A 14971-nucleotide genomic window follows, 5' to 3' on the forward strand; every position below is an offset into this window, starting at 1 on the left:
ATTATGACGCGTGTGCACACTCCTCATTAGCAATCTCGTCAGCATCAGCCTCAAGAAAACCTTTATCCATCAACCAGCCACAAGGAACGATAATAGCTGACCGTGATACATCACAAGAGAGGAACACGGATATGCAGATAGAGCAGAGTAGTTACACCCTTGAGCAACTCTGCCAAGAGGTCATAGACCACACTGAGAGGGCGTTTGAGCAGTACCACGTCAAGCATCTCAAGTTCTACTTCTACATCGCAGACGAGGACTGGAATGCGAACTTCCCAGACAGGTACGAAACACAGGATTACGGGGAGATGACGAAGGTTTCTGCCGAATATACGAATCGGTTCGGAGCGGAAGACCGCGCGGACTTCTTCATCGGCCCATATGGCGACGAGAGCGAGATCATCACGATCCTGACTGCGGAGACACAAGAGGCAATTGAGCAGGCTCTCCTCCCAATGCTGGGCCAAAGGGACGATATCTCCCTCATGCCAATCATGCTGGAAGACTTCCAGCGAATGAATGAACTCGTCCTGGAGCACAACGATGTTCGAATTACCGAGTTCAAGTCCGAGCGAGTTCCTGACCTAGCGGAAGCTGAGATCCGACCTAGCGTACAGCGGTCTATTGAGTATAAAGGTCGGGATGGCAAAGAAGCAATTGAGGAACTCCGAAGCGGTTACGGTGTCGTACCTGTCCGAATCCAGTACGAGCATCAGAACCTCTCCCTGAAAATCGACTCTCGCGGGAAGTTCACGCTGAAGAAGATGAACTCACAGAACTTCGATCTCCTTTTCGAGCTTGTCGAGGAAGTAATCGAAAACGTTCTGGAACTGAAGGACATCACTCAAGAGATCCGATTTACCGAGGAGGAGGTAGAATCGGGAAATTTGTCGATTACGGTGCCCAAAGTTGAAGCGGGTGAAGTTACCTTCGACCGTGAATTCACTCGCGTACTAGCGGAGGATTTTGTCGAGGGCACCAGAAATCGTGACCGGGTCGACTTCAGCTTCACAGATGTGACTATGCAAGCCGGTTCACTCGACTTTTCGGCACAGGTAGTCGACGAGAACCGGAACTCGTTCTTCAACATCAGCGCTACTGCAGACGAAATGCGGATCGTCCCCGAGACGAACTGTTCGTTTCCTTCCCTAATCGAGTTCTACTTTTGTGTGTTGCAACTCGTTGACGGGAGCGCCGAACTGGACCTGCACGAATCTCAGGTTGCTTCATAGATGGTCAATATCGAGCCACCCTCCGACCTATCTGACCATCATACAAGTGAATTCAGAAGTGCATATCGAGAATGCATAATACCAAAGAACAGAGATTTCGACCGCGAAGGCTATAAGGAAGATCTTGAGAACTTTATCGATCAAGAGCGAGAGCACCGGAGACTGATTAATTTCTGTGTCTTCCCGTTCGTGCAGTCTGCACCGGAAGGATACCAGTTCGTCCGTGCTGATCCGCTAGAGGAGTGTGATGTCAAGAACTTCGACTTCCTCCTTCACGATCTGGAAGGGAAGGTCATCTTTGGAGAAGCAAAGGCCAGCCTTCCAACGAACGTTGGCAGCGAGATTAACGATCTCCTTGAGCAGCGAGAAACGGTCGAAGAGTGGCAGGACTATATCGAGGAGAACTATCTTGGACGAGAAATGGTGTTCGCAGAGTATGTACTAGCGACGTACGATAACTACGCGACTACCGCATCTCGGAAAGTGTTGGCGAGAGGCGAGGATGTGAAGGTCTGGGGTGTGAACAGAACGGAGAAAGAACTCAATCTCAAGAAGAGTTTGCCGGATGAAACTCCTGATAATCTCCCGGGTGACGACCCTATCGCCGGACTCTCTAGGCTAGCCAAACACTCCATTGGCCCGCTCAACTCTGCACTAGAGAATCGTGAGACCGCGACAGGTGCAATTAACGTACTACCCGAATCGGCAGACATTGACCAGCTCCGGGTAATCACTCGTGCCTATTCCTCAAGAGGGCGAGACACCTTCATCAATCGAACAGACATCAGAGGTGAAATAAAAGCAGGTGCACGGAACTATGGATCTGAGCGGATTGATGAGATCACCGACGAATTGATCGAACTCGGGCAGGAAATCGGGCTACTCAGGGATTGGGGAGACGGTCCTGCGGATTACCGAGTTGTCTCTCAGTACACTTCCAGAAAGGGGATCGAGAAGACGCTGAAAAAGAAGTGGAAAGAACACAAAGTCAAAGAGAGGTACAGCAAGATGCAGGAGGAATGTCGAGAGTACGCTCGCGAAGAGGCGCTTAAGCAGACGCAGCTGGATGAGTTCTGAGCCCCTACGACTGCTGCTCTCTTTTCCCTCTCACCTGTGCCTTCTCAGACACCTCGCCGCGGTAGTAGTTTAGGAACGTTCGAATTCTTGATCTTCGTCGGTGTGCTCAAACTCGGAGCAATGAGCAACGCAGCCCTTGAACCCCCCGATCGAGCGCATCGAGACGGTGAGAGACGGGGCCATTCTGTGACCCCTCGGTAGGTGCGGCCTCTCGACCCGGTGTCCGTCCGAGAGCCAGCCAGCCCCGGACCCCAGTCGCCTATCCGTCGTCCTCGGGTCGGCGGTTGGCTTCCCGTGTTGTCGGTTCCAGCCACGGCTCGTGGGTCCCCTCGCCGAACAGTTCGCGCATCAGCGTGACGACGCTCTCGGGCGGGAACTGGCCGCGCTCGGTGACGATGGCGTCGACGTGGCGGGGCGGCGTCACGTCGAAGGCGGGATTTGCGACCGTAATCTCGCCGATCTCCGCACGGTCTTCGGGAGCGATCACCTCCGACTCGTCGCGCATCTCGATGTCGACGGTGTGGCCGGTCATCGTGTCCGGGTGGAGCTTGATCGTCTGGGCGGCGACCATCACCGGCGTCCCGCGCTCGCGGGCGTTGACCGCCAGCCCGGACGTGCCGATCTTGTTGACGACGCTGCCGTCGGCGGCGATCGCGTCGGCCCCCACGAGGACGTGGTCCACGTCGCCGAGATAGCGGCGGGCGGCGCTGTCGACGATCAGAGTCACGGGCACGTCCATCGCGCGGAGTTCGCGGGCGGTGATGTGGCCCTGCTTGCGCGGTCGGGTCTCTTTGACGACCGCGCTCACGTCTTTGCCCTGCTGGACCGCGCGCTGGATGCAGGCGACGGCGTCCGTCGAGTGGCAGTGAGTCATCACCCGGTCGCCGTCTCGCAGGCGGTTCGCGCCGATCTCGCCGAGGTCGTCCTGCGCGCGGTCGAGCTGGTCGCGAAACGACGATCCGGCCCGCTCGACGGACGCTCGCAGCGCGGCGACGCTCTCGCCGTCCATCCGCTGGAGCACGTACCGCAAGGCGTTGGGCAGGCTCACGGCGGTCGGTCGCGTATCCAGCAGGGTGCGTGCCGCCGCTCTGATCTCCTCGCGAAACGCCGCCGGGGTCTCGGCCCGGCTCTCTTCGGCCTGTGTGACCAGTGCCGACGCCGCCGCGTCGGCGATCGTCGCCGCCCCGCGGGTCTCCATGGTCTCGATGTCCTCGGCCACGGTCTCGACGCGGGGATGCAGCGGTGGCTCGCCCATACGTGGCCTTGGCTATCGGTTCCAATAAGCACGGCGGCACTCGCGGCGGTGCGCTCACGGGACGAACCGACGGCGAGTGCTCTGGTCTAAATCGAGACCGTCCACACACCGCTCGCACTGCCGGCGTGCGATCGGGTGTGTACTGCGTTTCATACGGATTATTGTAGCCGTTTTCCCGGTCGACCGCACCACGGTGTGCGGTCAATCCGGTAAAGATCTACAATAATCCGTATCGGTGGCTCCGTCGATCAGGCGTCCAGTCCCGGTTCGAGCCGCGGCGCGGTGCGGTCGACGGTCACCGTGTCGAACTGCGTGAGCCACCCCTCGTCGCCGCGCTCGAACGCGTCCAGACAGTCCTGGACGCGATAGTTTCGCTCGCCGTCCGAGCACGGGAAGACCGCCTGGAGCCGGTCGCGTTCGTAGATCGCCAGCGAGACGACCGGGAAGACGACGACGTCGTCGATCCGACTGAGACCGACGTACGACCGCGCCCGTCGTTCGAACGCGGGCTCTAGCGCGTAGTCGTTTCGCTGCGCCCAGGCCGCGAACTCGTCGTAGGTGGCCAGTGCGCCGTCGCGGCGATCCTCGTTCAGGGTCCGGATGCGCTGCCACTCGTCGGCGACGGTCGACTCGTCGAGCACGTTCTCGGTTTCGAGCTCGCGGACCCGCTCTAACACGTCCCGCTGGGCGTCGTAGGTCCCGTAGGTGTCCCCCCGCAGATACAGCTCCGCCCGCAGCTGCTGGTCGTGGTTCTGATCCATCATTCGAGTTGACATGCTCGCGCGGGGCTCAAAACTCTTTCCCGGCCCTGTTTTGAAGTCCCCGGCGGCCGAACCCGGTGGCATGGCACGATCTGTCGGTTTCGTCGGCCTCGGTGCGATGGGTGCGCCGATGGCCTGGAACCTCGACGACGCGGGGTTCGACCTCACCGTGTACAACCGGACGACCGAGCGAGAACGCCCCTTCGCCGAGGCGGGCGTCAGCGTCGCCGACTCGCCGAAACACCTCACCGAACGCGTCGACGTGGTCTGTCTGATCGTCACCGACGGCACCGCCGTCGGCGAGGTCCTCGAACGGGACTTCGGTATTCTGGCGGGGCTGGACGAGACGACGACGGTCGTCCAGATGAGCACGATCGGTCGCGACGAGACGCTGGCGGCCGCCGAGGCCGTCCGCGAGCACGGCGGCCGCTTTCTCGACTGCCCCGTCTCGGGGACGGTCGGGCCGGCCCGCGAGGGGACACTCGTCGGGCTCGCCGGTGGCGACGACGACGTGATCGACGACGTCGAACCGGTGCTGTCGGCCATGTGTGACCCCGTCGTCCGGTGTGGCGGGGTCGGACAGGGGACCAGCATGAAACTGTTCGTCAATCTCCTGTTGGGTTCCGCCATGGGTGCGTTCGCCGAGGCGCTGACCTTCGGCGCGAACCAGGAGCTCGAAATCGAGGACATGCTCGAAGTCGTCGAGAACGGTGCGCTCGACTCGCCGCTGTTCTCGGCGAAGGGCCAGCAGATCCGAACGGACGACTACGACTCGCGGTTCCCCGTCGACTACCAGTTCAAGGACCTGGACCTGGCGCTGGAGGCGGCGGGCGACGCCCGCGTCCCGATGCAACTCACCGCGGCGGCCCGCGAACTGTTCAGCGGTGCCCGAGCGGCCGGCCTCGGCGAGCGAGATATGGCTGCCGTCGTCGAGCCCCTCGCCGAACAGACCGGCGTCTCGCTCGCGTCGGACGATCGGTCTGACGACTGACACTTCCGGCTGTCACTGTTTCGAGATATTCGCGACACAGGGTCGCGAAATACTTCACAGACGTACAGCCGGCATATGAAACGCCACGCTGGCGGTCTGTCCCGGCGAGCAGCGAAAAATCGGGTGTGGCGTCGTCACTCGGCGACAGTGATCGACTCGTCGCCCTCCAGAATCCGCACTTCTGCGGAGCTCCCGGTGGCCGTGACTTCACGCCGGAACGCCTCGGGATCGACTTCGATCGGCGGGAAAGTGTCGTAGTGCATCGGCAACGCCACGTCCACGTCCAGCCAGTCGACGGCGATCGCGGCCTGCATCGGTCCCATCGTGAAGTGATCGCCGATCGGGACCGCGGCCACGTCGGGTTCGAGGTACGGACCGATCACCTCTCGCATCTCGGTCATCAGCCCCGTGTCACCGGCGTGGTAGAACGTCGACGACTCGGCATCAGACACCTGCGTCGGCTTCGTGTCGGAGATGACGAAGCCGGCCGGCATCCCACCGCCGGTCGACTCGTAGGTGGTCTCCATGCCGTTCGTGTGGTCGGCGCGGTGGAAGGTGACGAACGCGTCGTCGAGTTCGACGGTGCCCCCGAGGTTCGCTCCGATCGTGTCCGAGACGTCGTAGTTGTCCGCACAGTAGCCGACGACCTCTGGCAGTCCGACTACGGTCGCGTCGGGGAACGCCCCCACGTCTGCGATGTGGTCCATGTGACCGTGGGTCAACAGGACGTAGTCGGCGTCGACCGCTCCGGGCTCCAGGTCCGTCTTCGGGTTGTCGAAGAACGGATCGACGAGGAGTGCTGTGTTGTCGACCGTTACGTGGAACGTCGAGTGGCCGTGCCAGGTGATCTCCATGGTCACGTGGCTGTACTGCCGGCTGTCACTTAAGCGTATAGCAGCGCCGCCACACGGCCCCGTGTCCCGGTGGCGACGACGCACGAACTGACAGCCACAGCCTCACTCTGCGTAACCCAGCGCCTTCAGACGCCCCTCGACGGACTCGGCGGCGTCGGTCGCCGTCTGCGGCCGGAACTCGACCCACGGCACCTCGACGAGCGGGTCGACGTGACAGCCACAGGGGTGCTCGTACAGGCGCAGTTCTCGCGCCCGGCCGAAGATCTCGCCGTGGTCGGCGGTCACCACGGTCGTGTAGCCGGCGTCGAGCCACTCGCGGAGGTACGGTACGATGGCGTCCCAGACGCTCCAGACGGCGGCGCTGTAGGCGTCACTGGCCGCCTCGACGTCGACGTGACCCCGCGCCATCGCGACTTGCAGCGAGTCGATCTCGCCGTCGCTGTCCGCCCACGGACCGAGGTCGTCGTAGGCCAGTCGCCACGAACCGTCGAGCTTCGCAACGTAGGGCCAGTGTGGCTGCTGGAGGTGTCCGACCGCCGGCCCCGTCTCGGCGTCGGCGATCTCCGTCACCCGGTCGAGGATCGGCTCGGGCAGCACCGTCGAGAGCTCGTCGTTCCAGTGGCGCTCCCAGTACCGCTCGACCGTCGCTCCGAGTTCGTCCGCCACCTTCGCGTACTGTGCGTTCCCGGAGACGACGGTCGCCGCGTCGAGCACGCCCGAGGAGACGCACTCGCCGAGCCACTCGGGCGTACAGCTCGCTGGCGAGGTGACGGTCTCGATCGGCCAGTGGGCGACTTCTCGGAGCGCGTCCGCTCGACAGGCGTCGAGCACGAGGAGGATGTCCCAGTCGGTGGCGTCCAGTCGACGGTGCTGTGAGCCGCCCCGGCGGCCGGTCACCTGCTGACAGAGGTACTTCCTGGCTCTGTAGGGGAACGGCTCTTTCATCTCCTGTCCGGAGTTGCCGGAGGCACTCGTATAAAACGGTCGGAACGATCGATCTGTCCCGCCCGGACGCTCTCGTCCGGGTGGCGATTTTCAGCGGTCGGTACACTCCGCGTACAGCGCTTCGAGGCGTCCGACGATCGCGTCCCACGAGTAGGTCTCGATCACGTACTCGCGGGCTCGCTCGCCCATCTCGCGGGCACGCTGCTCGTCGGCGTAGATCGTCTCGATGCGGTCACGCAGCCGTTGTTCGTCCCCCGGCTCGACGACGTAGCCCGTCTCGCCGTCCACAATCGCGTCTGCGACGCCGCCGGTATCGGTGGCGACGACCGGGAGGCCGGCCGCCATCGCCTCCAGCACGGCGTTTGGGAGCCCTTCACCGCGGACCGACGGCAACACGAAGAGCCTGCCGCGCTCCAGATACTCACCGACGGCCTCGGGTGCGACCTCGCCGACGAACGTCGCGTCGACGCCCAGCTCGTCGGCCAGCGCTTCCAGTTCCGACCGCCGGGAGCCGTCTCCGACGATGGTGACAGCGGACGCGGCGTCAGTCCCGGCCAGTGCGCGCAGCAGAACGGCCACACCCTTCTGTTCTTCCAGCCGCCCGACGAACACGATCTCGTCGCCAGACGCCGTCTCCGCCGGCACGTCGACGCCGTTGCCGAGGACGCGCACGTCCGTCGGATCGAACTCCGCGGTCACGTCCGCTCTCACAGCCGCCGACTGGACCAGGACAGTCGTGTCCCACAGCACGGTCCGTATCAGCCACCGTTTGACCGGATTGGCCTTCATGAAGTAGTAGTCCCCGCCCCGGATCCACGCGAAGTAGGGGACGCCCGTCAGATAGTGGACGACCGTGCCGACGAACCCGTTGGGGTAGATCATCATGCACTGCAACACGTCGATCTCGTTTCGGTCCCGGACGAGCAACGCCGTCAGCGCGAGCAGGTACGTCAGCGTACTCAGAAAGGACGACCGCCGACAGTTGGGGACCCGGACGATCTCGTAGGGCTCGTCGACCTCCGTCTCGCGGCCGTAGGCCTTCGTGTAAACGGTCACGTCGTGGCCGGCCTCGGAGAGCGCGCGGGCCATCCGGCGCGTCTGGGTCTCGGTCCCGCCGATGATGTCGGGGGGAAACTCCTTGACGGTTATTGCGACGTTCATCACTGGATCTCCGTGGTCGTCACGGCCTCGGTGGGCGACGCGGGTCGCCCGGTCGAGTACCGGAAGGTGTCGGCAGTTCCATTTAAGCGGTCGGGTTTCGACCGACCGTCAGTGACGCGCTACAGGAGCGATCTGTACAGGTCGACGTACTGCTGTCCGATCGCTCGCCAGTCGTACTTCCGTTCGACGCGTTCGCGAGCGCGCGCTCCTATCGCCCGCGTCAGCTCGAAGTCGGAGAGCAGTTCCAGCAGCGCGTCGGCGATCGGTTCGGCGGCCTCCGTCGGGACGACGAACCCCTCTTTACCGTCTCGGACCATCTCGTGTGCGCCGGAGGTGTCGGTGACGACGACCGGACAGCCGACCGCCATCGCTTCCAGTCGGACCAGCGAGAAGCTCTCGGAACGCGACGGGTGGACGAACGCTCGGGCCCGCGCGAGGTGGTCCCGAACCACCGACTGGTCGACGTACCCGTGGAAGGTGACGTTGTCCGCGACGCCGAGGCTGGCCGCCTGCTCGCGAAGCGCCTGCTCTTCGGGTCCCTCGCCGAACACGTCGAGGTGGACGTTCGGGAACGCTTCGACGACGTTCGCGAGCGCGTCGAGGAGCACGTCGTACCCCTTGCGCCGTTCCAGCCGTCCGATCGCGACCAGTGTCTTCGTGTCCTGGCGCTCCGTGAACTCGAACAGCTCCGCGTCGACGCCGAGGGGAATCACGTCGATCTTCGACTCGTCGACGTGTCGCGCGTACGCCTCGCGCGCCTCCTCGTGGACGACGGTGATCCGGTCGGCGGCTTCGAGCGTCCGCCCGAACAGCGACATCCGGACGGGATCGATCGTCACGTCGCGGACGGCGTTCATCGGGTAGTAGACCGCGTTACTGACCGGCAGTGGGAGTTCGTACCCGATCGCCTGTGAGAGCATGTTGTTGAACTCCTCGGCCATGATCGCGTGTCCTGTCTGGCACGGGCCGAGGACGGTCGGCGTGTCGGCGGCGATCCCGGCGAGCAACACGGGGTTGAACCACCGGTAGCTCAGGTTCATGTGGTGGTAGATGTCGACAGATCCGGCCCGGATCTCGCGGGCGGCCGTCCGGAACGACCGGCCGTAGTACTGCAGCCTGTTTTGCGTCCCCAGCTCGCGAACGTGAACGTTCTGGGCTTCGACCGCCGTCTCCTCTTCCCCGACCAGCGCGTCGATCGTCACGTCGTCTGCGGTCATGTTGTTCAACACGTTGTAGCTCTTGCCGTACCGCAGATTCGAGAGACGGGTGTCCGCCGGGGCGATGAGGACGCGCGCCATGTCCGAGGGGATATTCCGGCCACAGATATAGACGGCGGTGGTCGGCCGGCGCGACACCGCCGTCGAACGGTTCGGACGCCGGCCGACGGCCAGCGAACCGTCCAATATAAACCACTGCTGGCCGACGTTCGACTCGATAGGGATGCGCATCGGCCAGACCTCGTTCGTCACGTTCGTCTCCAAGTTTCTCGCTTCGGGCGCGGGGTTCGTCGGGACCATCGTGTTCGCCCGGCTGCTGGGCGCGGACGTGTTGGGGCGGTACTACCTGTTGCTCTCGATCGTCGCGTGGCTGGCCCTCGTGGGGACGCTTGGCTTCGAGAGCGCGATCGCTAAACGGCTGAGCGAAGGCGAAGACAGGGGTGCCTACAAGGTCGCTGGCGGGCTCTGTATGGCGGCGCTGACGGGCTCGATCGTCGTCGTCCTCTTTCTCGGCGAGGGGCTGGTTCAGCAGCTGTTCGACATCCGCCGGGTCGAGTTCGTCGCGGTCTTGCTGCTCGTCGGCGTGGCGAGTTCGTACGTCGACTCGATGCTGAACGGCGTCCACCTGGTCCACGTCGCGTCGTCGCTGCGGCCGGTCCGACAGATCGTCCGGACCGCCCTGCAGGTCGGCGGTATCCTGCTGTCGTTCGGGCTGGCCGCGCTCGTCTACGGCTACGCGGCCGGGAGCCTCGTCATCGTCGTCGTCGGGCTGTACTTCGTCGGCCGTCCGTACCGACTGCCGACGCGGGCACACTTCGAGAGCCTCTACGAGTACGCGAGATACGCCTGGCTGGGGCGCATCCGGGGCAAGACGTTCAACCAGGCGGACGTACTGGTCCTCGGTGTCTTCGTCTCCGACGAACTCGTGGGGGTCTACGCGATCACGTGGAGCCTCGCGAACTTCCTCATCATCTTCAGCAACGCCATCAGCTCGGCGCTGTTCCCGGAGCTGAGCAAGCTCTCGGCCGAGGACAGCTTCGAGCGTGTCTCGTCGCTGATCGAGGACTCGTTCGCCTACGCGGGCCTGTTCACGATTCCGGGACTGGTCGGCGGGGTCCTGTTGAGCGACCGCCTCCTGCGGATCTACGGCTCGGAGTTCCTCAAGGGGACCGAGGTGCTGTGGCTGCTCATCGTCGCCGTCCTCGTCTACGGCTACCAGAGCCAGATCGTCAACGCGCTCAGCGGCATCGACCGGCCCGGCGAGGCGTTCAAAGTCAACGCCGTCCTCGTCGTGTCGAACGTCGTCCTCAACTTCGCGCTGATCTGGCAGTACCGGATCCTCGGAGCGGCGATCGCGACTGCCACGTCGGTCGTCCTGAGCTTCGTCGTCGGCTACTTCGTCCTGCGGAGCCACGTCTCGGTCTCGCTCCCGGTCGAACGGATCGGGACGCAGGTGGTCGCCGCCGCCGGGATGGGCGTCGTCGTCGCGACCGTCGAACGGGTCGCCCAACCGGTCTTTCCGCTGGTCGATCCCACCGCGACGGCAGCACTGCTGGTCGTGGTGGGTGCGCTGGCGTACTTCGCCTTTCTCTGGGCGCTGTCGGGGGAGTTCAGGACGGTCGTCCGCGAGAACGCGCCCGCAATCGGGCTCTGAGCTGGACTCCGCTCGCAGTCTATCGAATGTAACCGAGACTCTCTAGCTGGTCTTCGACGGAGTCCTCCAGCGACTCGGACTCGCCGTCGCTCACGTCGGCTCCCTCCAGTTCGCCGTACGACTGCGCGACGACGCCGCCGTCGTCGTCGGAGACGCGGTCGGACACCTGTGCGTCTCTGACGCGGATCGTCGCCGACGCCGAACCGTGGGTCCCGTACTTGTACACGTCGTCGCCGTCCTGCTCGTAGACCGCGCGCCACGGTCCGCCGTACCGCTCGGGATCCTCACAGTCGTCGGGTAGCATGACCGCCGGGCGTTCGAGCCGGTGGGTCGAGGCGAACGCGCGGTCGTCGACGGCGAAACTCCCAGCCTCGCCGTCGAGCGTCGCTTCGACGACGGCCGGAAAGCGGGTGAGACTGGCCAGCGAGTCGTTCGCGCCACCGCGCTTGCCGCCGGGACGGCGCACGAGGAGCGGCACGTGGGTCAGTACCTCGTGGACGCTCCAGCTGTGGTAGGCAGCACGGACCCGCGGATCGACGCGGCTCCACTCGCCGAAGCCGTCGCCGTGGTCGCTGGTGACGACCAGGAGCATGTCGTCGAGGACACCGCGCTCTCGCAGCGCGTCGACCAGCGTCGACACGGCGTCGTCGGCCTGCCGGATACAGTCGTCGTAGAGGGCTTCGATCGCCCGGAGCTTCCACCACTCCTCGGACGCGGCGACGTCCTTCGAGATCGGCGACGACAGCGAGTCGTGTACGTCCAGCAGTTCCTCTGTGCCCGCCGACCGGAATTCCTGGACGGGTTCGTACGGGAAGTGGGCGTCCATGAGGTTCAGGCAGGCAGCCCACGGGCCGTCGCGCTCGTCCGACCACTGCAGGAAGCTCTCGACGTACTCGGTGCCCGCCTCCCGCTCGGGATCGTACGCTTCCTTGTTGCTGGAGAGGAAGTACAGGCCGTTGAACGCCGACCGGAGCGGCTTGCCGCTGGCGACACACCGCCGCAGGTACTCGACGTTCGTCTGGTGGCCCTCCACGTCCGTCGGCGAGAGCGCGTCCTCGAAGTAGCGGTGTTTCGGATCTCGCCGCGGGCCGTCGACGGTGTCGAACGGCTCCGCGAGGTTCGACGACTCCGTGACGACGACGTTGGGCGTGAACAGCCCCGTCTCGTAGCCCCGTTCGGCCAAGTCCGACCAGACGGTGGCGTCGGGAGCCAGCCGCGACTCGTGTTTCGTGACGCCGTGCTGGTCCACGTGGAGCCCGGTAAAGAGGCTGGCGTGGCTGGCGACGCTGTGGATGCTCGGTGCCCGTGCCTGCCGGTACCACTCGGCCTCTCCGGCGAACGAGTCGAGAAACGGCGTCGTCCGGTCCCCGTACCCGTGTAGACTGGTGTTTCTGGCTCTGACGCTGTCCAGTATCACCAGGAGGACGTTGGGGGCAGTCATTGTCGGACCCACTCCGACGCGTCCAAAGTACCTTTCGGATGGGGCGATCGATCCCGGACTGGCCCCGTCTCGACGGACTCTTAGGCCCGGTCTGCTCGATCGTCGACGACCGACCGGAGTATCTCCCGGTACCGCTCGCAGGCTGCCTCGAAGCTGTACTCGTCCTCGACGAGCGTCCGTCCGCGGGCGCTGATCTCGTCGAGGTCGTCTCGGCCGAGAATCGACTCGATCCCGTCACGCAGCGTCGCCGGGTCGCGATCCGCGATGTGGAAACCGGTCTCGCCGTCTCGAACCACGTCCGGCACGCCGGAGACCGGCGTCGCGTACACCGGCGTCCCGCAGGCGAGCGCTTCGAGGATCGTCGTCGGGAGCCCCTCGGTCGGGTCCGACGGCAACACCAGCAGTGCGAGGTCGTTCAGCTGCCGGGGCACGTCGTCGTGGTCGACCCAGCCGGTCACTTCGACGCGGCCGGCGTCGATCTCCTCGGCGAGTTCCCGTTCCAGCCAGGGGCGCAGCCCACCGTCACCGACGAACCGGAACGTGTAGTCTGACGGCAACGACTGTGCGACGCTCGCGAGCGTTCTGATCCCTTTCTCTTCGTCGAGGCGGCCGAGAAAGCCCACGACCGGCTCGCGCTCCGTGTGGGGCGTCTCCACGTCGAACCGATCGGTGTGGACGAACCGCGCGCCGTTGGGATAGACGCGCTGGCGCTGTGGATCGAGACCGAGCTGGGTCGCCATCGCGGGCGTGTACGTGACGACGCCGTGTGCGGCCGCGAAGCCCGCCCGCTCCAGCGCCCGGACCAGTCCCGCGAGCGTCCGCGCGAGGACGGCCGGCAGCGACTGTTCCCAGTGCAATCGGAGCGTCAGGGGCACGTCGCCGCGTGGCTCGACGAGGACGCGCTTGCCCAGCAGTCGTGCGAACAGGATCGGCGCGAGGTACGCGGTCGCCCCGTAGAACAGCACCACCCCCTCGTCTCTGCCGACGAGCGCCCGGCACATCCGGAGCTGATTCAGGAGGAATCGGGCGGCCGCGACGGCGACGTTCGACTGGCCGGCCCCTCGCTCCGTGAGCTCGATCAGCTCGTGCCGGTCTCGGATCTCGGAGTCGGCCGGCAGATCGGCAGTGACGAGCGACACCGTCGTCACCGCGGCGAGGATCTCCAGCAAGCTCCGGGTGGCGTTCTCGCCGGCCGACGCGAGTGGGTGGGTGACGACACAGACGCCGGGGAGGCTGTCCTCGGACATGGTCACCACTTCACCATTCCGTAGAGATAACCCAGCCCCACGACGCCGGTGAACACGAACAGCATCGCGAGCTGGACGACGGCTGCGAGCGACGGCTCGGTGCGGAGCCCGCGGAGCCGTCGCGGCGTCGCGACGAACAGCAACGTGGCGAGGTAGTCCGACTCCGTGCCGTCGGTCTCCGGCACGAGCACTTCGAGCCCGCGCTTGGAGTAGCCCTGCCAGAACGCCCTGTCGAGGAGCCACCCGAGCTCCGTCCGGTAGTCGAAGATCTTGTGCGCGACGATCGCGTCGGGCGTGTAGTACATCCCGCGGCCGTACTCGGCCTGGAGTCGCGCACAGAGCTCGGTCTCCTCGCCCTGGAGGTTCTTGTCGCCAGTTCGACCGCCGATCTCGGGCTCGAAGCCGCCGAGTTCTTCGAGGACCGACCGCCGGAACGACATGTTGCCTCCGTAGGTGTTGCGTACTTCGCCGCCGACCGAGGCGTCGTCGGCCGGCCCGAACGTCGGCGGCGTCACTCCGATCAGCCAGTAGAACTCGGCGGGCAGACAGACGGGCTCGTCGGCGACCCACTCCGGGACGAGCCGTCCCCCGACCGCCGGCACGTCGCGCTCCTCGTACACCGAGACCAGCGCTTCGAGCCACCGCTCGTCGGCGATTACGTCGTCGTCAGTAAACGCGACTACGTCTCCGCTTGCGGCGTCGAGACCACGGTTTCGACTGACTGCGAGCCCGCGATTTTCCTCGTTGCAGACGATCTGTACGTCCGATCGGTCGCCGAAGCGGTCCTCGATGGCCCCACAGACCGCGTCGCTCCCGTCCGAGACCAACACGAGTTCCACGTCGTCGTACGTCCCAGCGAACACGCTCTCGACCGCCTCGACGAAGTGATCGAAGCGGTCCATCGTGTGCAGACAGATCACGACCGAGACGCGCATGCAGAGTTCTGTCCCGCCTCGTCGCATAGGCGTTTTCATTGCCAGCGGGCTATCGGCGACGAAGCTGCCGTCGAGCGAGTCCCGAAAACGGTCGCTGGCGGACGGCAGACGGCGGTTTCGAGAGGGGACGACGACGCGACACGGCCGCGCCGTCGTACGCATATGACAAGGCTTATGCGCGCGATGGCAATTCGTTCCGCT

Annotated in this window: 13 protein-coding genes; 4 read left to right on the forward strand and 9 right to left on the reverse strand. The window is 64.6% G+C overall.

Translation table 11 applies throughout. The features are described from left to right. The first annotated feature begins 131 nt into the window (after positions 1 to 131). On the forward strand, positions 132 to 1232 hold the full coding sequence (locus ACAH01_RS06760) for a hypothetical protein (protein ID WP_372480652.1): 1101 nt from the start codon (positions 132 to 134) through the stop codon (positions 1230 to 1232). Then, positions 1233 to 2309: a hypothetical protein gene (locus ACAH01_RS06765; protein WP_372480653.1), complete on the forward strand. Its 1077-nt coding sequence runs from the start codon at positions 1233 to 1235 to the stop codon at positions 2307 to 2309. A gap of 259 nt (positions 2310 to 2568) precedes the next feature. On the opposite strand, the gene ACAH01_RS06770 is transcribed toward ACAH01_RS06765, so the two are convergent. Further along, positions 2569 to 3564, reverse strand: coding sequence for a ribose 1,5-bisphosphate isomerase (locus tag ACAH01_RS06770; RefSeq protein ID WP_372480654.1), 996 nt, complete (start codon positions 3562 to 3564; stop codon positions 2569 to 2571). A gap of 248 nt (positions 3565 to 3812) precedes the next feature. After that, entirely contained in the window at positions 3813 to 4328 is a 516-nt protein-coding gene (locus ACAH01_RS06775) for an HTH domain-containing protein (RefSeq protein WP_372480655.1), read from the reverse strand. 79 nt (positions 4329 to 4407) lie between these two features. On the opposite strand from ACAH01_RS06775, the gene ACAH01_RS06780 reads away from it, so the two are divergent. Continuing rightward, on the forward strand, positions 4408 to 5316 hold the full coding sequence (locus ACAH01_RS06780; protein WP_372480656.1) for an NAD(P)-dependent oxidoreductase: 909 nt from the start codon (positions 4408 to 4410) through the stop codon (positions 5314 to 5316). Positions 5317 to 5450: 134 nt separating this feature from the next. On the opposite strand, the gene ACAH01_RS06785 is transcribed toward ACAH01_RS06780, so the two are convergent. The 4 genes from ACAH01_RS06785 to ACAH01_RS06800 all read right to left on the reverse strand — a co-directional run bounded on the left by ACAH01_RS06785 (position 5451) and on the right by ACAH01_RS06800 (position 9574). Then, the gene (locus ACAH01_RS06785) at positions 5451 to 6170 is read right to left on the reverse strand and encodes a metal-dependent hydrolase (RefSeq protein ID WP_153553809.1); all 720 of its coding nucleotides are present in this window, start codon (positions 6168 to 6170) and stop codon (positions 5451 to 5453) included. A 102-nt stretch (positions 6171 to 6272) separates the two neighbouring features. Continuing rightward, positions 6273 to 7115 carry a hypothetical protein gene (locus ACAH01_RS06790; protein WP_170094742.1) on the reverse strand — a complete coding sequence of 281 codons (843 nt, stop codon included), beginning with the start codon at positions 7113 to 7115 and terminating at the stop codon, positions 6273 to 6275. A gap of 90 nt (positions 7116 to 7205) precedes the next feature. After that, positions 7206 to 8276, reverse strand: coding sequence for a glycosyltransferase family 4 protein (locus ACAH01_RS06795; protein WP_372480657.1), 1071 nt, complete (start codon positions 8274 to 8276; stop codon positions 7206 to 7208). A 119-nt stretch (positions 8277 to 8395) separates the two neighbouring features. Next, positions 8396 to 9574 carry a glycosyltransferase gene (locus ACAH01_RS06800; RefSeq protein ID WP_372480658.1) on the reverse strand — a complete coding sequence of 393 codons (1179 nt, stop codon included), beginning with the start codon at positions 9572 to 9574 and terminating at the stop codon, positions 8396 to 8398. Positions 9575 to 9716: 142 nt separating this feature from the next. Between ACAH01_RS06800 and ACAH01_RS06805 the strand changes: the two genes are divergently transcribed. Next, complete coding sequence (locus tag ACAH01_RS06805; RefSeq protein WP_372480659.1) at positions 9717 to 11147, forward strand: oligosaccharide flippase family protein; 1431 nt, start codon at positions 9717 to 9719, stop codon at positions 11145 to 11147. Between the two features lie 19 nt (positions 11148 to 11166). Here the strand turns inward: ACAH01_RS06805 and ACAH01_RS06810 are convergent, their stop codons facing one another. From ACAH01_RS06810 to aglG, 3 genes are all read right to left on the reverse strand, one after another. Beyond that, entirely contained in the window at positions 11167 to 12588 is a 1422-nt protein-coding gene (locus ACAH01_RS06810; protein ID WP_372480660.1) for a sulfatase-like hydrolase/transferase, read from the reverse strand. 80 nt (positions 12589 to 12668) lie between these two features. Beyond that, complete coding sequence (locus ACAH01_RS06815; protein WP_372480661.1) at positions 12669 to 13835, reverse strand: glycosyltransferase family 4 protein; 1167 nt, start codon at positions 13833 to 13835, stop codon at positions 12669 to 12671. Between the two features lie 2 nt (positions 13836 to 13837). Next, on the reverse strand, positions 13838 to 14770 hold the full coding sequence (gene aglG, locus ACAH01_RS06820; RefSeq protein ID WP_372480662.1) for a glucosyl-dolichyl phosphate glucuronosyltransferase: 933 nt from the start codon (positions 14768 to 14770) through the stop codon (positions 13838 to 13840). Between the last annotated feature and the right edge of the window lie 201 nt (positions 14771 to 14971).

Source organism: Halomicrobium sp. HM KBTZ05 (genome assembly GCF_041530035.1).
In the GTDB taxonomy this organism is placed as follows: Archaea; Halobacteriota; Halobacteria; order Halobacteriales; family Haloarculaceae; genus Halomicrobium.